Source organism: Shimia sagamensis (genome assembly GCF_900182745.1).
Classification (GTDB): domain Bacteria; phylum Pseudomonadota; class Alphaproteobacteria; order Rhodobacterales; family Rhodobacteraceae; genus Shimia; species Shimia sagamensis.
In genome coordinates, this window is sequence record NZ_FXTY01000002.1 from 440115 (window position 1) to 463739 (window position 23625).

General features: G+C 57.1%; 25 protein-coding genes. 16 read left to right on the plus strand and 9 right to left on the minus strand.

What is annotated here, in order from left to right; genetic code table 11:
• The first annotated feature begins 158 nt into the window (after nucleotides 1-158).
• Genes aceE through lpdA form a run of 3 tightly spaced genes read left to right on the plus strand, consistent with a single transcriptional unit; the run spans nucleotide 159 to nucleotide 5832 of the window.
• Nucleotides 159-2813, plus strand: a complete 2655-nt coding sequence (gene aceE, locus QOL67_RS06610) for a pyruvate dehydrogenase (acetyl-transferring), homodimeric type (protein WP_283425174.1) — start codon at nucleotides 159-161, stop codon at nucleotides 2811-2813.
• Between the two features lie 23 nt (nucleotides 2814-2836).
• The gene (locus QOL67_RS06615; protein ID WP_283425175.1) at nucleotides 2837-4090 is read left to right on the plus strand and encodes a dihydrolipoyllysine-residue acetyltransferase; all 1254 of its coding nucleotides are present in this window, start codon (nucleotides 2837-2839) and stop codon (nucleotides 4088-4090) included.
• An 11-nt stretch (nucleotides 4091-4101) separates the two neighbouring features.
• A complete protein-coding gene (lpdA, locus tag QOL67_RS06620; RefSeq protein WP_283425176.1) occupies nucleotides 4102-5832 on the plus strand; it encodes a dihydrolipoyl dehydrogenase in 1731 nt (576 codons plus the stop codon).
• A 198-nt stretch (nucleotides 5833-6030) separates the two neighbouring features.
• On the opposite strand, the gene QOL67_RS06625 is transcribed toward lpdA, so the two are convergent.
• Both QOL67_RS06625 and QOL67_RS06630 read right to left on the minus strand, forming a co-directional pair.
• Nucleotides 6031-7809, minus strand: a complete 1779-nt coding sequence (locus QOL67_RS06625; protein ID WP_283425177.1) for an SLC13 family permease — start codon at nucleotides 7807-7809, stop codon at nucleotides 6031-6033.
• A gap of 174 nt (nucleotides 7810-7983) precedes the next feature.
• Nucleotides 7984-8802, minus strand: a complete 819-nt coding sequence (locus QOL67_RS06630; RefSeq protein WP_283425178.1) for a TIGR00282 family metallophosphoesterase — start codon at nucleotides 8800-8802, stop codon at nucleotides 7984-7986.
• 149 nt (nucleotides 8803-8951) lie between these two features.
• Here QOL67_RS06630 and QOL67_RS06635 point away from each other — a divergent pair, with 149 nt between their 5' ends.
• Nucleotides 8952-9215 carry a putative hemolysin gene (locus tag QOL67_RS06635; protein ID WP_283425179.1) on the plus strand — a complete coding sequence of 88 codons (264 nt, stop codon included), beginning with the start codon at nucleotides 8952-8954 and terminating at the stop codon, nucleotides 9213-9215.
• Here the strand turns inward: QOL67_RS06635 and QOL67_RS06640 are convergent.
• Together QOL67_RS06640 and mgtE are read right to left on the minus strand one after the other, a co-directional pair.
• A complete protein-coding gene (locus QOL67_RS06640) occupies nucleotides 9212-9766 on the minus strand; it encodes a 5-formyltetrahydrofolate cyclo-ligase (protein ID WP_283425180.1) in 555 nt (184 codons plus the stop codon). The two genes, QOL67_RS06635 and QOL67_RS06640, sit on opposite strands and share 4 nt — an antisense overlap.
• 15 nt (nucleotides 9767-9781) lie before the next feature.
• Entirely contained in the window at nucleotides 9782-11170 is a 1389-nt protein-coding gene (gene mgtE, locus QOL67_RS06645; protein WP_283425181.1) for a magnesium transporter, read from the minus strand.
• A gap of 142 nt (nucleotides 11171-11312) precedes the next feature.
• On the opposite strand from mgtE, the gene guaD reads away from it, so the two are divergent.
• Nucleotides 11313-12599, plus strand: a complete 1287-nt coding sequence (gene guaD, locus QOL67_RS06650; protein ID WP_283425182.1) for a guanine deaminase — start codon at nucleotides 11313-11315, stop codon at nucleotides 12597-12599.
• 6 nt (nucleotides 12600-12605) lie between these two features.
• On the opposite strand, the gene QOL67_RS06655 is transcribed toward guaD, so the two are convergent.
• Complete coding sequence (locus QOL67_RS06655) at nucleotides 12606-12845, minus strand: Lrp/AsnC ligand binding domain-containing protein (RefSeq protein ID WP_164641951.1); 240 nt, start codon at nucleotides 12843-12845, stop codon at nucleotides 12606-12608.
• Between the two features lie 131 nt (nucleotides 12846-12976).
• On the opposite strand from QOL67_RS06655, the gene hisB reads away from it, so the two are divergent.
• Entirely contained in the window at nucleotides 12977-13564 is a 588-nt protein-coding gene (gene hisB, locus QOL67_RS06660; RefSeq protein WP_283425183.1) for an imidazoleglycerol-phosphate dehydratase HisB, read from the plus strand.
• Nucleotides 13565-13618: 54 nt separating this feature from the next.
• Here the strand turns inward: hisB and QOL67_RS06665 are convergent, their stop codons facing one another.
• Complete coding sequence (locus QOL67_RS06665) at nucleotides 13619-14251, minus strand: DUF2306 domain-containing protein (RefSeq protein ID WP_283425184.1); 633 nt, start codon at nucleotides 14249-14251, stop codon at nucleotides 13619-13621.
• 97 nt (nucleotides 14252-14348) lie between these two features.
• Here QOL67_RS06665 and QOL67_RS06670 point away from each other — a divergent pair, with 97 nt between their 5' ends.
• A complete protein-coding gene (locus QOL67_RS06670) occupies nucleotides 14349-14954 on the plus strand; it encodes a TetR/AcrR family transcriptional regulator (RefSeq protein WP_283425185.1) in 606 nt (201 codons plus the stop codon).
• 83 nt (nucleotides 14955-15037) lie between these two features.
• Nucleotides 15038-15676, plus strand: a complete 639-nt coding sequence (hisH, locus tag QOL67_RS06675; protein WP_283425186.1) for an imidazole glycerol phosphate synthase subunit HisH — start codon at nucleotides 15038-15040, stop codon at nucleotides 15674-15676.
• Between the two features lie 82 nt (nucleotides 15677-15758).
• Here hisH and QOL67_RS06680 read toward each other — a convergent pair whose 3' ends face one another.
• On the minus strand, nucleotides 15759-16484 hold the full coding sequence (locus tag QOL67_RS06680; RefSeq protein ID WP_283425187.1) for an AraC family transcriptional regulator: 726 nt from the start codon (nucleotides 16482-16484) through the stop codon (nucleotides 15759-15761).
• Nucleotides 16485-16577: 93 nt separating this feature from the next.
• Here QOL67_RS06680 and QOL67_RS06685 point away from each other — a divergent pair, with 93 nt between their 5' ends.
• Nucleotides 16578-17114: a peroxiredoxin-like family protein gene (locus tag QOL67_RS06685; RefSeq protein ID WP_283425188.1), complete on the plus strand. Its 537-nt coding sequence runs from the start codon at nucleotides 16578-16580 to the stop codon at nucleotides 17112-17114.
• Nucleotides 17115-17185: 71 nt separating this feature from the next.
• Here the strand turns inward: QOL67_RS06685 and QOL67_RS06690 are convergent, their stop codons facing one another.
• Nucleotides 17186-17578, minus strand: a complete 393-nt coding sequence (locus tag QOL67_RS06690) for a DUF2147 domain-containing protein (protein WP_283425189.1) — start codon at nucleotides 17576-17578, stop codon at nucleotides 17186-17188.
• Nucleotides 17579-17749: 171 nt separating this feature from the next.
• Between QOL67_RS06690 and hisA the strand changes: the two genes are divergently transcribed.
• The 7 genes from hisA (at nucleotide 17750) to QOL67_RS06725 (ending at nucleotide 22951) form a co-directional block, all read left to right on the plus strand.
• On the plus strand, nucleotides 17750-18472 hold the full coding sequence (gene hisA / locus QOL67_RS06695; protein WP_283425190.1) for a 1-(5-phosphoribosyl)-5-[(5-phosphoribosylamino)methylideneamino]imidazole-4-carboxamide isomerase: 723 nt from the start codon (nucleotides 17750-17752) through the stop codon (nucleotides 18470-18472).
• Nucleotides 18469-18780, plus strand: coding sequence for a hypothetical protein (locus tag QOL67_RS06700; protein WP_283425191.1), 312 nt, complete (start codon nucleotides 18469-18471; stop codon nucleotides 18778-18780). Before hisA ends, QOL67_RS06700 begins: the two co-directional genes overlap by 4 nt.
• 69 nt (nucleotides 18781-18849) lie before the next feature.
• On the plus strand, nucleotides 18850-19317 hold the full coding sequence (locus tag QOL67_RS06705) for a DUF2867 domain-containing protein (protein ID WP_283425192.1): 468 nt from the start codon (nucleotides 18850-18852) through the stop codon (nucleotides 19315-19317).
• Nucleotides 19318-19394: 77 nt separating this feature from the next.
• Complete coding sequence (hisF, locus tag QOL67_RS06710; protein ID WP_283425193.1) at nucleotides 19395-20192, plus strand: imidazole glycerol phosphate synthase subunit HisF; 798 nt, start codon at nucleotides 19395-19397, stop codon at nucleotides 20190-20192.
• Nucleotides 20189-20506: a phosphoribosyl-ATP diphosphatase gene (locus QOL67_RS06715; RefSeq protein ID WP_283425194.1), complete on the plus strand. Its 318-nt coding sequence runs from the start codon at nucleotides 20189-20191 to the stop codon at nucleotides 20504-20506. Before hisF ends, QOL67_RS06715 begins: the two co-directional genes overlap by 4 nt.
• Nucleotides 20507-20573: 67 nt before the next feature.
• Entirely contained in the window at nucleotides 20574-21110 is a 537-nt protein-coding gene (locus QOL67_RS06720) for a hypothetical protein (protein WP_283425195.1), read from the plus strand.
• Between the two features lie 107 nt (nucleotides 21111-21217).
• Nucleotides 21218-22951, plus strand: a complete 1734-nt coding sequence (locus QOL67_RS06725; protein WP_283425196.1) for an ATP-binding protein — start codon at nucleotides 21218-21220, stop codon at nucleotides 22949-22951.
• Here QOL67_RS06725 and QOL67_RS06730 read toward each other — a convergent pair.
• Entirely contained in the window at nucleotides 22948-23415 is a 468-nt protein-coding gene (locus QOL67_RS06730) for a CoA-binding protein (RefSeq protein WP_283425197.1), read from the minus strand. The genes QOL67_RS06725 and QOL67_RS06730 overlap by 4 nt on opposite strands.
• Nucleotides 23416-23625: the final 210 nt, after the last annotated feature.

A 23625-nucleotide genomic window follows, 5' to 3' on the forward strand; every position in this document is an offset into this window, starting at 1 on the left:
CTGTTTTTTTGTCGACAAATTACGCTACACTCGTCGGGTATTCTTTACAGACAGCTTTGCGCCTCACGCATGGGACCCATGCATTTCACGCACTAGCTACATGGTTTAATATTAAACTATAAGAATTGAAACGCGGATTGCAGTGGAGGAGACGCCGCATGGCAAATGACTTTTCAGACATCGACCCGGTAGAATCCCAAGAATGGCAAGACGCCATTGAGGATGTCATCGCACGGGATGGACCGGACAGAGCGCATTACCTGCTCGACAAAGCGGTTCAACAGGCCCGAGCAGCTGGGGCCACCCTGCCTTTCTCGGCGACCACCCCCTACCAAAACACCATCCCAACAGACGATCAGGAAGAGTTCCCTGGAGATCTGGACATGGAATGGCGCATTCGCACCATCAACCGATGGAACGCCATGGCAACAGTGGTGCGTCGTAACAAAGTGAGCAGCGAGTATGGCGGGCACATTGCCTCCTTCGCCTCTTCTGCGGTGATGTATGATATAGGTCTGAATCACTTCTGGCGCAGCAAATCCGCAATCCATGGCGGCGACCTTGTGTTCTTCCAAGGACACGTGATCCCCGGCATTTATGCGCGCTCCTTCATGGAAGGCCGCCTGACCGAAGAGCAATTGGAAAACTTCCGCTCCGAAGTGGACGGCGGCGGCCTCTCCTCCTATCCGCACCCTTGGTTGATGCCGGATTATTGGCAGTTCCCAACCGTCTCCATGGGCCTAGGACCTTTGATGGCGATCTACCAAGCACGGTTCATGAAATACATGCACAACCGCGGCCTGATCGACATGGCCGACCGTAAGGTTTGGTGCTTCCTTGGCGACGGCGAGATGGACGAGCCGGAAAGCCGGGGGGCCATTGACCTTGCCGTACGCGAAGGCCTCGACAACCTGATCTTTGTGGTGAACTGCAACTTGCAACGCCTTGATGGGCCGGTTCGCGGTAACCACAAGATTGTGCAGGAGCTCGAAGGTGACTTCCGCGGCGCGGGTTGGAATGTGATCAAGCTGCTGTGGGGCAAGGGCTGGGACGAACTGCTTGAGAAAGACACCTCTGGCAAGCTGCGTCAGTTGATGGATGAAACCGTTGATGGCGACTACCAGACGTTCAAATCCAAAGACGGCGCCTACATTCGTGAACACTTCTTCGGCAAATACCCTGAGACAGCCGAGCTGGTGAAAGACTGGACTGACGAACAAATCTGGTCGCTGCGTCGTGGTGGTCACGACCCACAAAAGGTCTACACCGCGTTCAAACGCGCGAGTGATACCAAAGGGCAACCAAGTTGCCTGCTTGTAAAAACCGTCAAAGGCCACGGTATGGGCACTGCTGGCGAGGGCCAGAACACCACGCACCAACAGAAGAAAATGAACGAGGATCAACTGCGCGCCTTCCGTGACCGCTTTGAGATCCCGGTCAGCGACGAAGATGTGGGGGATGCGCCGTTTGTGAAGCTGAACAACGCGCAGAAAGCCTATCTTGCGGATCGACGGAAAGCACTTGGTGGGGAGTTCCCCAAACGGGAAAGCCAATCCCCCAAGCTGGAAATCCCGCCGTTGGACAAATTTGCCGCGCAGCTTAAAGGCACAGGCGATCGCGAGATTTCCACCACGATGGCCTTTGTGCGTATTCTGACAACGCTTCTGCGGGACAAGAAAATCGGCCAGAACATTGTGCCTATTGTGCCCGATGAAAGCCGCACCTTTGGTATGGAAGGCCTGTTCCGTTCCGTAGGCATCTACAACCCGGAAGGTCAGAAGTATACGCCGCAAGACGCTGATCAGATGATGTATTACAAGGAAACAACTGACGGTCAGGTACTGCAGGAAGGCATCAACGAAGCTGGTGCCATGTCAGATTGGATTGCGGCGGCCACCGCTTACTCCAACCATGGCGTACCGATGATCCCATTCTTCATCTACTACTCCATGTTTGGCTTCCAGCGCATTGGCGATTTGGCCTGGGCCGCAGGCGACAGCCGTGCGCGTGGCTTCATGCTTGGCGGCACCGCTGGCCGAACCACGTTGAACGGCGAAGGCCTACAACACGAAGACGGCCACAGCCATATTCTCGCCAGCACCATTCCGAACTGCATCACCTATGACCCCACCTTCCAACACGAAGTGGCGGTGATTGTGCAGCACGGCATGAAACGGATGTATGAAGATCAGGAAGACGTGTTCTTCTACCTCACACTCATGAACGAAAACTATGCCCACCCGGATATGCCGATGGGTGTGGAAGATGAGATCATTAAAGGTCTCTACCGTTTCAAAGAGATCAAGAAACCCTCCAAGAAACACGTCACGCTGATGGGCTCCGGTACCATTCTGGTGCAGGCGATGAAGGCTGCGGAAATGCTCGAAGCAGACTTTGGCGTGACAAGCGAAATCTGGTCTGCAACCAGCTTCAATGAACTGGCACGGGATTGTCAGGATGTGGCCCGCCACAACCGCTTGAACCCGCTGGCCACACCGAAGATCTCATTTGTGGCAGAGCAGCTCTCTAAGGCCAAAGGGCCAGTGATTGCAGCGACCGACTACATGAAGAACTACGCGGAGCAGATCCGGACCTGTGTTCCGGGCAACTACACCGTGTTGGGCACAGACGGCTTTGGCCGCTCTGACAGCCGCGTGAACCTGCGCCGCTTCTTTGAGGTGGACGCAAACCACATCGCAGCTGCGGCCATGGTCGACCTCTACAAAGAGGGCGCTGTGACCAAGAAAGACCTTGAGGCCGCCTTGGCCAAATATGACATCGACGGCGCCAAGCCGAACCCGCGCCTGGTGTGATCGGGAAGAGAGGAGATTTGAAAATGACAATCGAAGTCAAAGTTCCCGACATCGGCGATTTCACTGAAGTTCCAGTGGTTTCCGTTCTTGTGAGTGCCGGTGACGTGGTCGCCGCAGAAGACCCGCTGATCGAAGTGGAAAGCGACAAAGCCACCATGGAAGTGCCCTCCCCGACGGCGGGCAAAATCGTGGAAATCAAAGTTGCCGAAGGCGACGCGGTTTCGGAAGGCTCCCTGATCCTGACGCTGGACGCGGAAGGTGATGCGGCGGAAGCCCCTGCCCCTAAAGCAGAAACCGCCTCGCCCTTAGCTGCAGCACCAGCCCCAGTCGCCGCACCAGCTCCCGCGGCGGTTACCGATGCCGGATTTGGCAAGACCCACGCCTCCCCATCTGTGCGCGCCTTTGCACGCCAGTTGGACGTGGATCTGGCCAAGGTGAATGGCTCGGGTCGCAAAGGTCGTATCCTGCGTGAAGATGTGACAGCCTTCTTGAAGAGCACCACAGCCGCCCCAGTGGCTGCTGGCGCAGCACAGAGTGGCATGGGCATTCCGCCGATCCCAGCGGTGGATTTCTCCAAATTTGGTCCAGTCGAAGACGTCGAGATGCCACGCATCAAGAAACTGTCCGGACCGGCGTTGCACCGCAGCTGGCTCAACATTCCGCACGTCACCCACAACGACGAGGCGGACATCACCGATCTGGACAAGTATCGCAAAGAAATGGACGCGTTGGCCAAAGAAGAAGGCTATCGGGTCACGCTTCTGTCCTTTGTGGTCAAAGCCTCGGTTTCTGCTCTCAAGCAGCACTGGGAAGTGAACTCGTCAATCCATCCGGACGGCGACAAGCTGATCAAGAAGGACTACTACAACATCGGCTTTGCTGCGGACACGCCAAACGGGTTGGTTGTGCCAGTAATCAAAGATGCGGACCGTAAGGGCATTGTAGAAATCTCCAAGGATCTCATGGAGTTGTCCGGCAAAGCCCGCGCAGGCGAGCTCAAAGGCCCCGACATGCAAGGTGCAACCTTCACAATCTCCAGCCTTGGCGGCATTGGCGGCACGTCCTTCACACCCATCGTGAACGCGCCGGAAGTGGCGATCCTTGGCCTGACCCGCTCCAAAATGGCGCCGGTCTGGAATGGCGAAGAGTTTGTGCCACGCCTGATGCAACCTCTATCGCTGTCTTACGACCACCGCGCCATCGACGGGGCTTTGGCTGCACGGTTCACCGTGACGCTGAAAACCCTACTTGGCGATATGCGCAAATTGATGTGGTAAGGAGAACAAAGATGGACGTCAAAGTACCTGATATTGGGGACTTTTCCGAAGTTCCTGTGGTCTCCGTTCTGGTCTCTGTGGGCGACACTGTCGCCGCAGAAGACCCGCTCATTGAGGTCGAAAGCGACAAGGCAACCATGGAAGTGCCATCACCCGCCGCAGGCGTGGTGAAGGACATCAAAGTGGCCGAAGGCGACGCTGTTTCTGAGGGTAGCCTGATCCTTGTTTTGGAAGTTGAAGGTGCTGCTGAGGCGCCAAAGGTTGCCGTATCCGAAGCCCCTTCTGCGCCACAAGCTGTTGCTGCAACCGGTGCCGCGACAGGTGCAGGTGATGTGCATGCCGAAGTGGTTGTTTTGGGCTCTGGCCCAGGTGGCTACACAGCGGCGTTCCGCGCCGCGGACCTCGGCAAAAAGGTTGTGCTGATCGAAAAAGACAGCTCGCTTGGTGGTGTCTGCCTCAACGTAGGTTGTATTCCTTCCAAAGCGCTGCTGCACTCGGCCAAAGTGATCACCGAGGCTGAGGAAATGGCGGAACACGGCGTCAGCTTCGCCAAGCCTGAGGTTGACCTCGAAAAGCTGCGCGATTGGAAAGAAAGTGTTGTTAATCAGCTGACTGGCGGCCTTGGCGGATTGGCCAAGGCGCGTAAAGTGCAGGTTGTGAACGGCTACGGCACCTTCACTGGCCCCAACATGATCGAAGTCGACAATGACGGCGAAAAATCCACCGTCAGCTTTGACCAATGTGTCATCGCAGCCGGTTCCGAGCCGGTCACCCTGCCTTTTATTCCGCATGATGATCCGCGCGTAATCGACAGCACTGGCGCGCTGGAGCTGGAAGATGTGCCAGAGCGCCTTCTTGTGCTGGGTGGCGGCATTATTGGCCTGGAAATGGCCACCGTATATGATGCTTTGGGCTCCAAAGTGACCATTGTCGAGTTCATGGATCAGATCATTCCAGGTGCGGACAAAGACGTTGTGAAACCGCTGCATAAGCGGATTGAAGGGCGGTATGAGGCCATCCTAACCAAGACAAAAGTCACAGCTGTTAAAGCAACGAACGCTGGTCTTGAGGTCACCATGGAAGGCCCTAAGGGCGAAGTGGTTGATACCTTTGACAAAGTGCTTGTTGCGGTGGGCCGTCGTCCAAACGGGGCGAAGGTCAATGCGGCGGCGGCTGGTGTGGCTGTGGATGAGCGCGGGTTCATTGCGGTCGACAGTCAGCAACGCACTGGGGTGCCTCATATTTTTGCCATTGGTGACGTTGTTGGACAACCAATGCTGGCCCACAAAGCTGTGCACGAGGGCAAAGTGGCCGCTGAGGTGGCTGCGGGTCACAAGCGCCACTTTGATGCACGGGTGATCCCGTCTGTGGCGTACACCGATCCTGAGGTTTCTTGGGTGGGTGTCACAGAGACACAGGCCAAGGCCGAGGGCATGAAGGTTGGCAAGGGTGTCTTCCCTTGGGCCGCCTCTGGTCGCTCGCTGTCTCTGGGTCGCTCTGAAGGGCTTACCAAGTTGATTTTCGACGAAGAATCCGAGCGCGTGATTGGCGCAGGGATTGTTGGTCCCAACGCTGGTGACCTGATTGCGGAGGTGGCTTTGGCCATCGAAATGGGCGCGGATGCGGTTGATTTGGGCCACACCATTCACCCCCACCCAACGCTCAGCGAGACCATCAATTTTGCCGCTGAGATGTTTGAAGGCACAATCACCGACCTGATGCCACCGCGCAAAAAGAAGTGATCTTCATCTGATCCAAAGACAACGCGCCGCAGGCCTCTGCGGCGCGTTTTTTGTTGGCCTGTTAACCGGCAGATTTGAGGCTGTTTTGACGTCGGTATTTGGTCTGTATCGCGACTGCTTTGCAGAGGTGCGTTTTTTCAGACGCCAAAACCACGCAACGGTAAACGCAACGCCCGTTGCCTCCCCTGGCCCCTCTACTTAAAGCGGCCAGAAGTAAGGGATCAACGCGGAGGCCAGAATGCCAATCGACAGGTTCAGCGGAATGCCCACGCGCATGAAGTCGGTGAACTTGTAGCCGCCAGGGCCAAAGACCAGCATGTTGGTCTGATAGCCAATTGGGGTGGCAAAGCTGGCCGAAGCGGCAATCATCACCGCCACCACCAATGGGCGCGGATCCACGCCGATGGCCTGTGCCAATCCTACAGCAATTGGCGTGACCACCACGGCCACCGCATTGTTGGACACCAACTCTGTGAGCACCGAGGTCAGCAGGTAGATCGCCCAAATCAGCAGGAACGGCGGCAGGCCTTGTAGCGCCGGGGCAAGGCCATTCACAATCAGCGACACCGCGCCGGAATGCGACAGCGCGGCCCCGATGGCAAGCATGGCGAAGATCAGCGACAGCAGACGGCCATCCACAAAGGAAAACGCCTCATCCGCATCAATACAGCGGGTCAGCAGCACCACAGCCACCGCCAGAATTGCGAGATACAGGATTGGGGCCACGCCCATGCCTGCGAGAATCACAATGCCCATCATCGCGCCTAAGGCTATGGGGGCATGACCTCGACGGTATTCCCGCTCCGAGGGCTGGGACACGTCTACCATGTCCATCTCGCTGGCGAGGCGTTGAATGTCTTCCGGCGCGCCCTCGAGCAGCAATGTGTCACCCACGCGGACCACCAGTTGATCCAACTGCTGTCCGATGTTCTGGTTTCGGCGGTGTACCGCCAGCGGATAGACGCCAAATCGGCGACGCAAACGTAAGGCACCAAGGCGACGGCCAACCATTTTACAGCCCGGCGTGATCAGCGCTTCCACCGTGGTGGTTTCCACTGAGCCAACCTGATCCAGACGTTTCAAAGACTTGTTGCGCTGAAGGCTCAACAGCTCTGTCATTTTGGTTCGCAACACCACACGGTCACCTACGTGCAAGGTCACACCAGCCAAATTGCGGCGCAGAGAGGTGTCGCCCCGGATCACGTCAACCAAACGCACGCCGTCCCGCTTGAACAACTGCACCCCGGTGACTTCTCGGCCAATCAAGTTGCTTTCCGGAGGGATCACCGCCTCGGTGAAGAATTTCATCTGGCTGCGGTTGGAAAGCAGGTCCGCCATGCTGGCGCGTTCCGGCAAAAGACGGCGGCCAAAGAAGTAGAGATACGCCATGCCCCAAGCGACGATGATCAGGCCCAGAGGCGTGACTTCAAAGATGCTGAACGGCTCCAAGCCTTGGTCGCGGGCCACACCATCGACCAGAAGGTTGGTCGACGTCCCGATAAGGGTCAGCGTTCCGCCCATGATGGCCGCATAGCTCAATGGGATCAGAAGTTTGGATGCCGACGTTCCCAAGGTTCGCGCCAGTTGGGTGAACACCGGAATCATCACCACCACGACCGGCGTGTTGGACACAAAGGCAGAGGCGATGACCACAAAGCACAGCAACACAGAGATCGCGACTTGTGGGCGCTCTTGCGCCTGCCCATCTGCCAAAGCCGTGAAAACAGACAGAGCCCCCGTGCGCACCAAGGCGCCCATGACAATGAACATCGCTGCGATGGTCCATGGAGCTGGGTTGGACAGAACCCCTAAGGCGGCTTGATACGGCAGAACCCCCAAAAACAGGAGGACCGCAACACCGCCGATAGCAACCACCTCGGTGGGATACGCTTCGCGCAGAAACAGCACAAACATGCCCAACACGGTAAGAAGCGCCAAAACAGCCTGTGTGGTTTGCGAAAATGCAAAAAGGTCCATACCAATCCCAATGTTACCAGCGGCCAACGTTTAGCATGAAGGCCCTGTTGGGCAACAGATTTTCCGCAGGTGCATCATAGGACTTGGATCGCTCTAACGTCATATCTACTCGCAAATGCATTTGCGTGGTCAACGTGATTGAGGATCGTCTGGTTTTGAAGGCTGTCGGTCGGGTTAGCTCGGCCCACATTGGCTGAGACGGCCACCTTGTCGCACCATTTCAATGCGGGTCGCGGCGCCGGTGCGGTCATCGGTTTCCACATAGACACCAGACAGTGTGGCTTCGCCCAGCGCGGGTGTGAAGCGTGATTTTGGCATGCCGGTTACAAAGCGGCGCATGGGTTCGGTTTTTTCCATACCAATCACCGAGTTGTAGTCGCCGCACATGCCGGCATCGGCCTGAAACGCGGTGCCGCCCGGCAGGATCTGTGTATCTGCGGTTGGGATATGCGTGTGGGTGCCCACTACCAAGCTCACACGACTGTCGCAGTAGTGCCCCATGCCCATTTTCTCAGACGTGGCTTCGCAGTGCATGTCAACAATCGCCGCCTGCACCATGCCACCACGTGGATGGGCGCGCAGCACTTGGTCCACCGCCGAAAACGGATCGCTGTATGGCTGCTTCATAAACACTTGACCCAACGCCTGTGTCACCAGCACCTTACGACCGGCGCGAGCGGTGAACACGCGAAAGCCTTTGCCGGGCACATCGCCGCGAGCAATGTTCAGCGGACGAATGACACGAGGTTCATTTTGAATAAACTGCAACATGTCCTTTTGATCAAAGGCATGGTCGCCCAGCGTGATGCAATCCGCGCCGGCGTCCAGCAGCGACTTGGCGTGATCGCCGGACAAGCCCATGCCGTTGGAGGCGTTCTCGCCATTCACAACAACAAAATCCAGTCGCCATTCGTCGCGCAGCTTCCGCAGGCGTTCCGCCACAGCCGCACGTCCCGCGCGGCCCATCACATCACCAAGGAAAAGTATTTTCATGGGGATCGTCCTAGGGGGGAGTTTCGCGCTTGGCAAGAGTGTCACCAGCGGAATGTGGCGTAATGGCGCCAGTCAGCGTGTACTCCGCCCTTGCTCCACACCAATCAGGCGATATCTTAAGCGGGAACTGACAACACAGGATGTTTTTTATGAAACCAATTTTGACTCTGGCAGCGGCTGGCAGTTTGGCTGTCCTTGCAGGCTGTGACGAATACTCCGCACCAAACCAAGCCACAGATGCGGCCAACCCCGCAGCCACCTTCTGTATCAATCAAGGTCACGCCTATGAAATCCGCAAAGACGCAGACGGCAATCAATACGGCGTCTGTAAATTCAAAGGCGGCGGTGAGCAGGATGCTTGGGAGTATTTCCGTGTGAATGCCACAGGCGCCAACCCGGAGTTTGAGTCCTAAAACTCGATGATGCGGGTGTCCGTGATCATCATATCAAGAGGCTGATCGGTGTCTTCCAAAGGCAAGTGGTCAGCTTCTTGTGCGTCAAAGGCCAAGCCAATGGCCAACGTGGCACGGCGAGATCGCAAGCGTTCTAACGTGCGGTCATAAAAGCCACCACCATAGCCAAGCCGCCCCCCTTTGATGTCAAAGGCCACCAGCGGCACAATCACAATCTCCGGATCAAAGTAGTTGTCTTCTACAGGCACTTGGGCGCCAAACGGGCCCTCGCGCAGGGCACAGTCCGGTTCCCAGCGGGAGAACTCCAAGGGCATGGCCTCGCCTTGGATGACTGGCACCCCCACGGGGCCATGGGCCGAAGCTTCCGCCATCGCGGCCAGAGGTGAGATTTCTGTGCGGATCGGCATGTATCCGGCCAGTGGGACCCCACGATACCCGGCGAGAACTTCAGAGAGATGCGCCGATTGGCCGGGACCTGCATTGGCAAAAGCCTCTTTGCGACGGGTAAAGGCCAGCTTCCGCGCGGCGGCCTTCTGCTGAGTGAAATCCATTGCCGTATCCTTCAGTTACAACAGCATGTGAGCTGACAGGCCCAAAAACAGGAAGAACCCCACCACATCGGTTACGGTGGTCACAAAGGGCCCGGACGCCAGTGCTGGATCGACGTTCATGCGTTCCAGCGTCATGGGGATCAGGATACCGCCCAGCGCGGCGGCGATTTGGGTGAGGAACATGGCCACGGCAATCACCAGCGCCAGCATGGGCACCCCAAACCAGACACCGGCCACCCCTGCCATGATCAGACCAAACAGCGCACCGTTTAATGCCCCTACCGATACTTCCCTACGGATTACCCGCCAGGCGTTCTGCGCGGTGAGGTCTTTGGTCGCCAAAGCGCGCACGGTCACGGTCATGGTCTGTGTGCCTGCGTTCCCCCCCATGGAAGCCACAATGGGCATCAGCACGGCAAGCGCCACCATTTGATCGACGGTGTCCGCAAAGAGGTTGATCACGCCGGACGCCAAAATGGCGGTCAGCAGGTTCACAAACAGCCAAGTGGCGCGGCCCTTGGCGGCATCAAGGATGGTGTCAGACAGGCTTGCTTCGTCACTCACACCCGCCATGCGCAGGATGTCTTCTTCATGTTCCTCATCGAGCACCACCATGGCGTCATCAATGGTGATCACACCCACAAGCCGTTCATCCTCATCCACCACAGGGGCGGAGATCAGGTGATATTGGTTGAAGGCGTAAGCGACGTCCTCTTCATCCTGCGTGGCTGGGATCACCTGAAACAACTCTTCCACCACTTTGGTCAGTGGCAAATCGCGATGCGATGACATCAGCTTGCCCAATGTGACATTGCCCACGGGCTTCATACGCGGGTCCACAAGGATCACATGGTAGAATTGTTCCGGAAGTTCCTCGGCACTCCGTAAATAGTCACTGGCTTCTCCCACCGTCCAATGCTCAGGCGCACAAACAGTCTCCCGCTGCATCAAACGACCAGCGGTGTTCTCCGGATAACTCAGCGCCTGTTCAACAGCGACCCGGTCCGCATCTTCCAGCGTCTCAAGGATGGCTTCCTGCGCGGGCTCGTCGAGATCCTCAACGATGTCGACAATGTCATCGCTTTCCAGATCGCGCACCGCCTCTGCGAGCACGTCCGGCTTGAGAACCGCCATGACCTCTTCGCGCAGACCATCATCCAGTTCGGACAAGATGTCGCCGTCAAACTCTTCGCCGTAAAGCTGCACAAGGCGGCGGCGGTCAAGCGGGCTGATCTGCTCCAGAAGGTCAGCGATGTCGGCCGGGTGCAGTGGCTCGGTCAGCTCAATCAGCGTGTGACGGTCCTGTGCCTCCAACGCATAGAGGACACCTGCCACCAGTTTCTTTGAGAGCGCGTAGTCTTCGTTGTCTGCTTCGGGGGCGGTCTGCAACTCTGTGTTGGGCATGACGCGCTCCTTCATGGCGATGGGCCAGTTTGTGTGGCCTTGGACTTGCCACGGACCATAGAGTAAATCAAAGCTAGGACTCAATGGGACACGACCTGTTGCCCCGGAAAAAAGACCCGCCCTCAAGAGATTGGAGAGATTTATGTGCGCACAGACCCTACTGCTTGGGCAAACATTGAGTTTTGCCGCCAATCCGTTTGAGGCTGGCGTGGACGCGGCGCACCATGAGACACATGGTGGGGTTGTTGTGGAGAACGGCCGCATTGTCGCGCTTGGCTCCGCAGATGACATGCGGGCCGCCCACCCTGCGGCAGAGGTGGTCGACTATGGCGACAAGCTGATCTCAGCAGGCTTTGTCGATGCGCATGTGCATTACCCGCAGACTGGCATCATCGCGAGCTGGGGCAAACGGCTGATTGATTGGCTCAACAGCTACACCTTCCCCGAAGAGATGCGCTTTGGCGATCGGGCCTATGCGGATCAGATATCTGCCACCTACCTCGACCTTACGGCAAAACATGGCGTGACCACCATGGCGAGCTATTGCACCATTCACCCGGAATCGGTGGACGCCTTCTTTGAGGCGGCACAAGCACGCGGGCAGCGGGTGATTGCAGGCAAGACCTGTATGGACCGCAATGCGCCGGACGGGCTGCGGGACACGCCACAAAGCGCTTTTGACAACAGCAAAGCCTTGATTGAGCGTTGGCATGGTGTGGAGCGGATCAGCTATGCCATCACGCCTCGGTTTTCGCCCACCTCTACGCCGGAGCAGTTGGAAGCGCTTGGCAGCCTTTGGGCGGAGCATCCCGATTGCCTGATGCAGACCCACCTGAGTGAGCAGACAGATGAGATTGCCTGGGTGGCGGAGCTATTCCCCGACGCGCGGGATTATCTGGACACCTACGAGAAATTTGGCCTCTTGGGAGAGAAAGGCCTCTATGGTCACGCGATCCATCTGGAAGACCGCGAGAAAGATCGGTTGCGCGAGGTTGGGGCGGGTTTGATCCATTGCCCCACCTCCAACACGTTCATTGGCTCAGGTCTGTTTGACATGGGGGGCCTGATGGCGGCGGGTCAACGGGTTGGTATTGCCAGTGACACTGGCGGTGGCTCAAGCTTCTCCATGTTACGCACCATGGCGAGCGCCTATGAAGTTGGGCAGCTGCGGCACAGACCTATACACGCAGCCGAACTGATGTGGCTGGCGACACAAGGCTCCGCACGCGCGCTGCATATGGAAGACAAGATTGGCAATCTGTCCGTCGGTATGGAAGCTGATCTGGTGGTTTTGGATTTGGAAAGCACGCCAGAGATTGCACAGCGGTCCGTGCGGGCCAATGACCTGTGGGAAGCGCTGTTCCCCACCATCATGATGGGCGATGACCGCGCCATCGCGGCCACCTGGATCAACGGCAAAGCAGTTTAGACCGGCTCAGAACGCCTTAAACGTCAGCGTGGTTAGCGTGCGTTCGACGTCTGCGATATCCAGCATATGGTGGTTGATGAACTTGCCCACATCCTCTCCTTCGGGGATGTAGAGTTTCATCAGCAAGTCATACTCGCCACTGGTGGAATGCAGCTCGGAGTGGATTTCCTTGAGCGCAATTTCTTCGGCCACGCGGTAGGTGGTGCCGGGTTTGCAGCGGATCTGGATAAAGACGCAGGTGGTCATAAAAGCCCTCATGTCGGTTTGGGGGTAAGCTGGCACAAATGCCACCCTGACCACAATCGCAAACTGCGCCCCCTTGGCCCGCGCGGGAGGGCTGCCTATAAGGTGGCCGACTATCAGCGAAGGATGACCAGATGCGTCAGGCAAGCGTGACCCGCAGCACTGCGGAAACCAAGATCACCGTGGAGATCAACCTCGACGGCACCGGGGTGTATGACAACAAGACCGGCGTGGGCTTCTTTGACCACATGCTGGATCAGCTGTCGCGTCACAGCCTGATTGACATGACCATCCGCGCGGAAGGTGATTACCACATTGATGATCACCACACGGTGGAGGATGTGGGTATCTCGCTGGGCCAAGCTTTGACGCAGGCCTTGGGCGACAAAAAAGGCATCCGTCGCTATGCGACCTGCCACCTGCCGATGGATGATGCGCAGGTGCGGGCGAGCCTCGACTTGTCCGCGCGTCCCTTCCTGATCTGGAATCTGGAGATGCCAACCCAGAAGATTGGCACCTTTGACACCGAACTGGTGCGTGAGTTCTTCCAGGGGTTTGCCACACACGGCGGGATCACCCTGCATGTGGATCAGATCCACGGGTTTAACAGCCACCACATTGCCGAGGCCACTTTCAAAGCCGTGGCCCGCGCACTGCGTGAGGCGGTGGAAGTGGACCCGCGTAAGGCAGATGCCATCCCGTCCACCAAGGGTGCGCTGTAAGCCAGCCAACTGACTCAGACGTGAAAAAGCCCGCACTGTGCGGGCTTTTTGTGCTTAAGCGGGTTGTGCGGAGCTTGGGGCAAGCTCACGTCGGACCAGCCATTCCGCCACAAACATGTTGGGCACCCAGCAGGCCCAGCAGATCAGCGGATAAGCCGTATCAAACCCGACGGTGAGTTCACCTATGGGCAGGTACAGTCGCAAAGTCACGGCTGCGAGGGTCAAGGCAGCAGAGCGGATCATCCACCGTCGGTGGGCCGGGATGTCGCGTTGGATAGCAAGGTAGATTGCGACGGCCGTGGTGCTGAGCCAGGCCACCGCGAGGGCGGCAAGGCCGGAGGCTGCGATTGGACCCATCTCGGTTTGGAAGGCGAGGAAAAAGCCGGACAGGCCGGAGAGCAGGATCACCACCCCATAAAGCCGGCCTAACCAACGATGCAGTGTTGGGCGACGCAGGCGCATTTTGGTGCTGAATTGCAAGGGCAGCAGGGCCAGCGCCACAGGGGCCAGAGCGATATGTCCGTAGAGCAGGATTGGGCGTTCCAAGGCATGGTGCAGCATAAACGGCATGACCAAAGCAATGTCCGCAATCAAAAACCGCAGCGACGCCAAGGCGATGGCAATGGCGAGGAACCAGATCACGGGCAGGCTGCGTGGCAACAACGGGCGTTTGGGGATGGGGTACATGGGTGACTCCACTCAATTTTGACACTGTAAAGTTAATCTTGACACTGTAAAAATCAGAACTGCTTGACACTGTCAAGTCACGGCGTAGTGTGCGCCCATGAGCACAGCAAAAACCCGCCACCACCACGGAGATCTCAAACGCGCGTTGATTCAGGCGGGCATCGATCTGCTGGAAGAAGGCGGATTGGAAGCGTTGAGTTTGCGCAAATGTGCCGCCCGTGCTGGCGTGTCCCATGCAGCACCCGCACATCACTTTGCGGGTTTGCCGGGATTGATCACCGCCATTGCCGAAGAAGGTTTTGACATATTTTCCAAATACATGACGGACGCCATTAACGCGGGCGAGCAGACTGACCGGGAACGGTTGCGTGGTATCTGCCGAGGGTATTTGCAGTTTGGCTTAAGCCACAGTGGCTTGCTCAAAGTGATGTTTGGGGAACATGGGTTGGGCGTCCATGCGCCGCGCAGCGACAACCGCGAAGAGGCCGAAGCTTACCTCATTTTGCGCGGGGTCTGCGCGCCGTTTGTGCCAGAAGGCGAAGACCCTCATATCGTGGAGGCGCAGGTCTGGTCACTGATTCATGGCTTCACCCTGCTCTACCTTGGGGGTGAGTTTGGCTGTACCGACGCGCCCATTGAAGACAGCCCGTTTGAGGCGGTCATGGCGCTGATTGACCGGATTGGCACACAGGCCACTGGCTAAACGCCCCGCTTGACCCACAGCCTCTTGACCCGCGCGGCGTTTCGTTTCACTTGGAAGCGATACCAAAAGACAGGACCAAGATCATGCTCACGGCGATCATCGACTATGAAAGCGGCAACTTGCACTCTGCCGAAAAAGCCTTTCAACGGATGGCCGCAGAGGTTCATGGCGGCGAGGTTGTGGTGACTTCGGATGCGGATGTGGTGGCCAAGGCGGACCGGTTGGTTCTGCCCGGAGATGGCGCGTTTCCGGCCTGTGCCGCCGAGCTACGTGGCCACAAAGGCATTTACGACGCGATGGTCGAAGCGGTGGAAGTCAAAGGACGACCGTTTTTGGGCATCTGCGTGGGCATGCAGCTTATGGCGTCACGCGGGCATGAATATGAGCTCACCCAAGGGCTGGGTTGGATTGAGGGTGACGTTGAGAAAATTGCCCCAAGTGATGTCAGCCTGAAAGTGCCGCATATGGGCTGGAACAATCTGGTGATTGACCATCCGCACGCGCTGCTGGATGGCATCAAAAGCGGCGATCACACATATTTTGTGCACTCCTACCAATTCCACGTGACCAAACCGGAAGAGCGTCTGGCACATGTGGACTATGGCGGCGACGTGACCGCCATCATTGGGCGTGACACCATGGTGGGCATGCAGTTCCACCCGGAAAAGAGCCAGGACATTGGCTTACGCATGATTGGCAACTTCCTGAAGTGGGCGCCCTAAAAGCCGACGCGGGAGGGGCCAGCCCCTCTTGCGCTGATGCGCAATTCACCCCGGGATATTTTCGGAATGAGAACCTGAAGAGTTATGCCGCACGCAGGGATGTGGGGGCAACCCCATGGGCCTTGCGGAAGGCGCGTGTGAAGCTTTCCGGGCTACGGTAGGCATAGCGGCGGGCGACAGCGTCCACGCGGTCGCCGCGCGTGATGTCTTGGTGCGCCAGTATAAGTCGCCAGCGGCGCAGGTAACCCATCGGGGTTTCCCCGACGGTTTGGGCAAAGAGTTCGGAAAAACGTGACAGCGACAGCCCCGCCTCTTGCGCAAGGTCAGCGTTGCTCCAGACGCGGCCGGGGAAATCATGCATGGCAACAATGGCGCGGCTTAGCCGTGGATCCGCCAGACCAGCCAGCAGGCCAACATCGGTGGTGCCTTGGGAGATTTGGTCGCGCAGCAGCCGCACCATCAATGCTTCGCCCAAGCGGTTGATCACCGATTGCGCCCCACAACGGTTTGCATTGGTCTCTTCCGCCATCAGACGCACCAAAGCCCGGCTGTCATCCTCGCCACTGAGATCGTAGTGCACCTCTTCCGGCAGGGCCGCCATCAAAGGGTTGGACAGCCCCATCCAATCCACATGGGCGGCAAACAGGACTTCACCCGCGCAAATGGTCGTGCAGGCGCCGCGCGTGAAAAACACCACCCGCGCCGGTGTGCCATCGTTCCCGGCTTTGGCAATCAGATTGGCCTCAGACAGCGTGGCAGGCTGCACGGAGAGGTGGAATTTTTCAACAAGCGTGGTCAGACGGTCCATTTGGGGCTTTCGGAGTTTCAGCACGATCAATCGGATTTATTTGACATGAAGCCCGACCATAAGTCCAGGAAGCACAAAAAAGAGGACAATCAAATGCTGATCCCCCGTCAAAAAACCCCAAACCTGACGCTGCCGCTTGTGGGGGGCGGCACCTTTGATCTCTCCGCTGAAAGATCTGAGCGAGGCACAGTGGTGTGCTTCTATCGCGGCCTGCACTGCCCGATTTGCGCCACCTACCTGAAAGAGCTGGAAAAGCTTGTCGCAGCCTTTGCCGAACGCGGCGTGACTTGTGTGGCAGTGAGCAGCGACGGCGAAGAGCGCGCCAAAGACATGGCGGAGAAGGTTACCGCCACCGGCCTGCGCGTGGCCTATGATCTGCCGTTGAATGTGGCCAAAGACTGGGGTCTGTATATCTCCACCTCACGTGGCAAGACCTCGATCGGCATTGAAGAGCCTGCGCTGTTCAGTGAGCCAGGTCTGTTTATGGTGAGCCCAGAGCAAGCCCTGTACTATGGCTCAGTACAGACAATGCCGTTTGTGCGTCCGCATTTCAGCGAGCTGCTCGGCGCCTTGGATTTTGCCATCAAGAACGACTATCCGGCACGCGGCGAATACACCGGCGCGGTGTAATCTTCGGACCCGTCCAGCATTAAAAAAAGGCGCGGGAAAACCGCGCCTTTTTGTGTTTCAGCAGAGACGCGTTACTTCACACGGGTCCAGGATCCACCACTGCGGCAGATGCCCAACACACAGCCGCTCACCGCCAAGGAATTGCCAGAGAGCACCAGCTTGCCTTTGTAGGTCTTGTCGCGGTCCGGCGAGTAAACTTTGCCGCCACTGTAGGCACCACCGCCGTCTGACTTCATGTCCCAAATGATCTTGCGACCATTGTTGGGGCTGTCGAGCGCACTGCCATCCGGGTTGAACGATTTGGCCAAAGTGCCGCAAATGGTGCTGCCGCAGGCGGTCACATTGATCAGGCCATAATTGCCGTTGTCATCCGGAATGGTCTTCCAGGTGCCAAAAATGGGGTCCGCAATGGCCGATGTGGCTCCAATCAGGGTCATGGCCGCAGCCAGTAAGGTTTTCTTCATCTTTTTCCTCCCGAGTATTTGCTCAAAACTCTGCGGCAAGCCAGTGAGTCGCATCAACCCTGACTTTGGGTCAGGTGGCACGATCCCGCCGCGTTGCAATTTTTGCGGCACCATGCAAAACCAATCTTAACAGCCGGTTTCGGCGCGACACGACAAAAAGGCCCCTGCCCCATGATCCTTTATCCCGCGATTGACCTCAAAGATGGCAATGCCGTGCGTCTGCTGCATGGTGACATGGACAAGGAAACCGTGTTCAACGAAAACCCCGCCGCGCAGGCGTTGGAGTTTGTCGAAGCAGGCTGTGAATGGCTGCATCTGGTGGACTTGAACGGTGCGTTTGCAGGGATTCCGATCAACGCCACTCCGGTTGAGGAAATTCTCAAGCAGACCAACGTTCCGGCACAGCTGGGTGGTGGCATTCGCGACATGGCAACCATCGAGCGTTGGATTGGCAAAGGTCTATCGCGTGTGATCCTTGGCACAGTTGCAGTGGAAAATCCGGACCTGGTGCGCGAAGCCGCCAAAGAGTTTCCCGGCAAAGTGGCCGTGGGCATTGATGCACGCGACGGCAAAGTGGCCACCAAAGGGTGGGCCGAAGAGACCGATGTGGATGTGATTGATTTGGCCAAATCGTTTGAGGACGACGGAGTTTGTGCGATCATTTACACCGACATCCTGCGTGACGGCGCAATGAAGGGCCCCAACGTGGACGCAACCGCTGCATTGGCCAAAGCTGTGTCAATTCCAGTGATCGCCAGCGGCGGTGTGAGCTCGGTGGACGATCTCAAAGCTCTAAAAAACTGTGGTGCAGCGCTCAACGGCGCGATTTCCGGTCGCGCGCTGTATGATGGTGCAATTGATTTGGGCGAAGCCTTGAAAGTTCTAAAAGCGTGAGACTGCGGCGCAAGATTGCCTATGTGATCCTGACGCTGGTGCTGGCTGCCTGTGTGTGGCCAGCCTATCTGGTGTGGTGGGCGCAGCGTACAGCGGAGGCTCACGGCTGCACATTTGGCATGGCAATGCACACTGACGGCTGTTTGGTGAATGGTGAAAACATCGGGGCACAGCTCAATTCGGCGTATTCCAATGCTGGTTTGGTGATCCTGACCATGCCGGTGGGCTTTGTAATTGTGCTCACCCTGATTGTGATGATGAGCAAGGACCTGAAGCGGCGCAGCGACGCCAAGGTGGAGAAGGCGTGACTTTCTGACGCCTTGGCGTTTCCGTGATTTTACCGCAGCGTGACAGCGCGAACAAATCAGGAGACGCACATGTCCGTTTCATTCTTTGATGTCACCGCCGCACCCTTGCCCGAAAACAGCCAGTTGCACGCCCGTATTACACCGGAGGATTTTCTGGATTGTTACTGCATCGACAGCGACATGCCGCCACGCCAAGCGGCGGAAATTGTCACCAACTTTCCTGGTTGGGCGCAGATGCTGGCCAACTTGCGCACCGTTTTGGTGAGACCTTTTGGGCTGCGCACCGAGGCACCCAAAGATCAGGACTGTGTTGGGATTTTCCCGGTCGAGAGCGAAAGTGACACCGAAGTCATTGCCGGATTTGACGACAGCCATCTGAATTTCCGAGTTTCAGTGTTGTCTGAAGGCGGCAAGGTGTTTGTCGCCACTTGGGTGCATCGCAACAATCTGTTTGGCCGGATGTACTTGGCCACCATCATGCCGTTTCACATCCTGATTGCGCGGGAGTCATTGGTGCGGGTGGCGCGGGCAACCTAAACTGGCCAACCTGAGCAGATTGCACGTTGCGCCCTGCCACGCTAAGGAGGGGCGCAACGCTTTGAGAAAGCTCCGATATGCTGAAAACCCGTATCATTCCCTGTCTGGATGTCGCTGATGGCCGTGTGGTCAAAGGTGTGAACTTTGTTGGCCTGCGCGATGCCGGTGACCCCGTAGAGGCAGCCCGTGCCTATGACGCGGCTGGTGCAGATGAGATCTGTTTTCTGGACATCCATGCCACGCACGACAACCGCGGTGTGATGATTGATATGGTACAGCGCACCGCAGAACAGTGTTTTGTTCCGCTGACCGTTGGTGGCGGCGTGCGAACCGTGGCCGATGTGCGCAAGCTTTTGCTGGCGGGTGCGGATAAAGTGAGCTTCAATTCTGCTGCCGTCGCCAACCCGGATGTGATTGCCGAAGCCGCCGCGCAATTTGGCAGCCAGTGCATTGTCTGCGCAATTGATGCCAAGACCATTGGCCATGATGAAAATGGCGTGCCCAACAAATGGGGTATCTTCACCCATGGTGGGCGCAAAGAGGCCTTGGACAAAGACGGCAACCCCATTGATGCGGTGGAATTTGCCAAGCTGGTGGTGGCCAAAGGTGCAGGTGAAATCCTGCTGACCTCCATGGACCGCGACGGCACCAAGGCGGGCTTCAACCTACCGCTGACCAAGGCCATCAGCGACGCGGTTAATGTGCCGGTAATTGCCTCCGGCGGCGTCGGAACGCTCGATCACCTGGTTGAGGGCGTGACCGAAGGCGGCGCAAGCGCAGTTTTGGCGGCATCGATCTTCCACTTTGGCGAATACACCGTGCAGGAAGCCAAACAGCATATGCACGACGCCGGTATTCCAATGAGGCTGACATGAGTGTTCTAAACGACCTTGCCGCGACCATTGCTGAGCGTGCCAAAGCAGACCCGGAAAGCAGCTGGACGGCGAAGCTTCTGGCCAAAGGGCCAGAGAAATGCGCGGAGAAGTTTGGCGAAGAAGCCATCGAAGCCGTAATTGAGGCTGTCAAAGGCGACCGCGAGAAGCTGACCTACGAGGCGGCGGATGTGCTCTATCACCTGCTGGTGATGCTGGAGGCGCGCGACGTGGCACTGGACGATGTACTGGCAGAGCTGGCGCGGCGTCAGGGCCTCAGCGGCGTGGCGGAAAAAGCGGCGCGCCCCACAAGCTGAGCAAAAGCTTTGGCATTTTTGTGCGGCAGCCTATAGTCACGCAAAAGTCCAAAGAGGCATCGAGTTGATGATTGCAAATTTACGGGTGGGACTGTCGCTTTTGGTGACAGTGGTTTTGATGGCGTGTGGTGCGCCGCAAGAGAAAGCCCCAGCGGATGTGGGTGGGTTGGCTCAAGCGCTGATCTCTCTTGATCCCACCGTGGACCCAGCCGAGGCCGCACGTGCGGCAGAGATATCCTACAATTATTCGCTGGTGCTACGCCGTGACTACAACGTCACCGATAGTGCGCTGATGCACAACGCCAAGGTCAACCAAGGACGGCGCCCGCGAGGGCTGTGCTGGCATTGGGCGGATGACCTGCAAACCCGCCTGCGCCAAGAAGAGTTTGAAACCCTGGACATGCACCGCGCCATTGCCAACCACGACACCATTCTGATCGAGCACAGCACAGTTGTGATGAGCGCCCGTGGCGGAAAAATGCGCGAAGGCATCGTGCTCGACCCCTGGCGGTATGGCGGGTATCTGTTCTGGTCGCCGGTACTGGAAGACAGCCGGTACAACTGGGAGGAGCGCCACGTCGTACAAGCGGGGCGCAAACGATAAAAAGAAGGGTTTTTCGGTCCAAGTTCCGCACCTGGCAAGCGAACTTTAGGTAAATTTAAGATTCTACGCGTCATCAAAGAAACCTAGGCAACAAGACTGCAGATGTCATGACTACCGACGGTTCCAGAGGTTTTGGCGCCGCGATCAGAAACTACTTCTGGCCGCAGCAGCTTCAAAGCCACGGATTTCAGGCCACCCGTGCAAAGCTCTTGTGCGGGTTCTCCGGCATTTTGGGCGTCGTTGCTGCCCTTTACAATATGTACCTGCACACCACTGACCCACAGTACGACGTGCTATTGGCAACCGCATCGATCGTTTTTGTGCTGGGATACTTTCTGACACCTTTGATTTGGCACAAAACCAAGAGCATGGTGTTGAGCACTTTGGCTCTGGAGCTTGTGTACTTTTCCCACACCAACCTTTTGATGTTCAAAGATTCCGACTACTTGTGGCGTCAAGAGATCTTCTTGATCGGCCCCCCAGTTCTAACCCTACTTTTGATTGGACAACGCGCGGCCTGGGGCACCGCGATTGTGGTCACGCTCAATCTCGTCGCGGCGGCCTTCCTGCTCGAAGCCTTGCCGCTCAGCGCGGCCTTGGCAACCGCCCTGGTTATCGCAACTCTCATGGTCGGACTCACCATGTTTCACAACGAGATCCGCCGCAAAGAGGCCCGATTGATTGAATTGCGTGATGAAGCGCAGCGGGCGGATCGGGAAAAAAGTGAGTTCCTGGCGAAGATGAGTCATGAAATTCGCACACCTCTCAATGGGTTATCCGGCATTCTTCAACTTCTGGACGAAACAGAGATGACCGAAGACCAGAAATCTCTGGTGGCCACCGGGCGCAGCTCTGGTCGCAGCCTGATGACCTTGATCAACGATGTGTTGGACTATTCCAAGATTGCCGCACACGGCGTGAGCATCGAAAACATTCCGTTTGCGACCCGAGAAATGTTGACCGGCATTTCGGCTGCACAATCCGGAGCGGCCAAAGCCAAAGAACTCGCGTTGGACATCCAAATTGCCGCTGATGTGCCAGCCTGGATTTCCGCCGATCCGACGCGCCTTAATCAGGTGATCACCAATTTGGTTGGCAACGCAATCAAGTTTTCTCAAAACGGTGCGGTGACATTGATTGTATCGGTACAAGGTGCGCTGCTGCATATCGCCGTGCGGGATGAAGGCATTGGCCTCACCCAAGAAGCCCAAGCGCGTGTATTCAACAAATTTGAGCAAGCCAGTTCTGCCACCAACCGGCGGTACGGCGGCACAGGACTGGGCCTGTCGATCTCCAAGGAGCTGGTGGAGCTGATGGGCGGGGAAATTGGCGTGGAGAGCGCTCCCTTCAAAGGCAGCACCTTCTGGTTCACAGTTCCACTTGTGGCCGTCGACGCCCCAAAAGAAACACCGCAGCAGGCCAGCGCACCGACCATCACAAGTTTTGGTGGTGTCCAGGCGTTGGTGGTAGAGGACAACCGCACCAACCAAATGATTGTGCGGCGTTTTCTGGAGAGCATGGGGGTTGACGTAGACATGGTGGAGGATGGGCGCCCTGCCCTGCAACACTGTGCGGCCAAACGCTATGATCTGATCCTTATGGATATTCAGCTGTTGGACATGGATGGCGTGGAGGCCACCGAAATTCTTCGGACGCATCCCGGTCCCAATCAACACACGCCCATCGTGGCTCTCTCTGCAAACATCTTACCAGAGCAAACCAACAGTTACCTGAAAGCTGGCATGAACGCATGTCTGGGCAAACCGTTCCGCAAAGACGAGCTCGCGAAAGTGATGGGTGAATTGGTCAAATCCAAAAATGCCAGCGAGCCCGCGGCCTAGAGCTTTGACGAAATCACACCGGTATTGAAGCCGCCCATGCGCAGCTCCCCAAACAGCCGTTGATATTCAATTTTCGGGCAGCGGTTTTGCACCACATCCACACCACGCGCCTCAGCAACTGCTGCTGCCTCTGCGTGCTCTACGCCAATTTGCATCCAGATTGTCTGTAGTGCTGGAAACTGGTCCAATGCTTCCTCCACAATCGCCGGCACTGCCTCTGACCGGCGAAAAATATCGACCATATCCACAGGTTCCTGAATGGTGCTTAAGCTTGGGTGTATGGTGGCACCAAACAGCTCCTTGCCTGCGTGTCCGGGATTCACAGGAATGACCGTGTAGCCTTTGAGGGACAAATACCGCGCCACGTAGTAGCTCGGCCGCACCGGGTTCATCGACACGCCAACCACGGCAATTGTTTTGCTGCGCTTCAGAATGTCACGCAAAAAAGGGTCGGGATATGTCATGATAATGTGTCTTGTGCTGAGAGGTGTGATTTCACCGCCACCCTACAGAGACACTCCCAGAAAAAAAGCCAAAAAAAAGCGCCCAAGAGGGACCTTGGGCGCAAGTTCGGAACGAGGGACAGTGAAGGGAAACACGGAAGCTCCGTAGTCCGTGTCTCTTACATCACTACGTATGTTCGCAGAATTGGATGTAAAGACCGTGCGAGATTC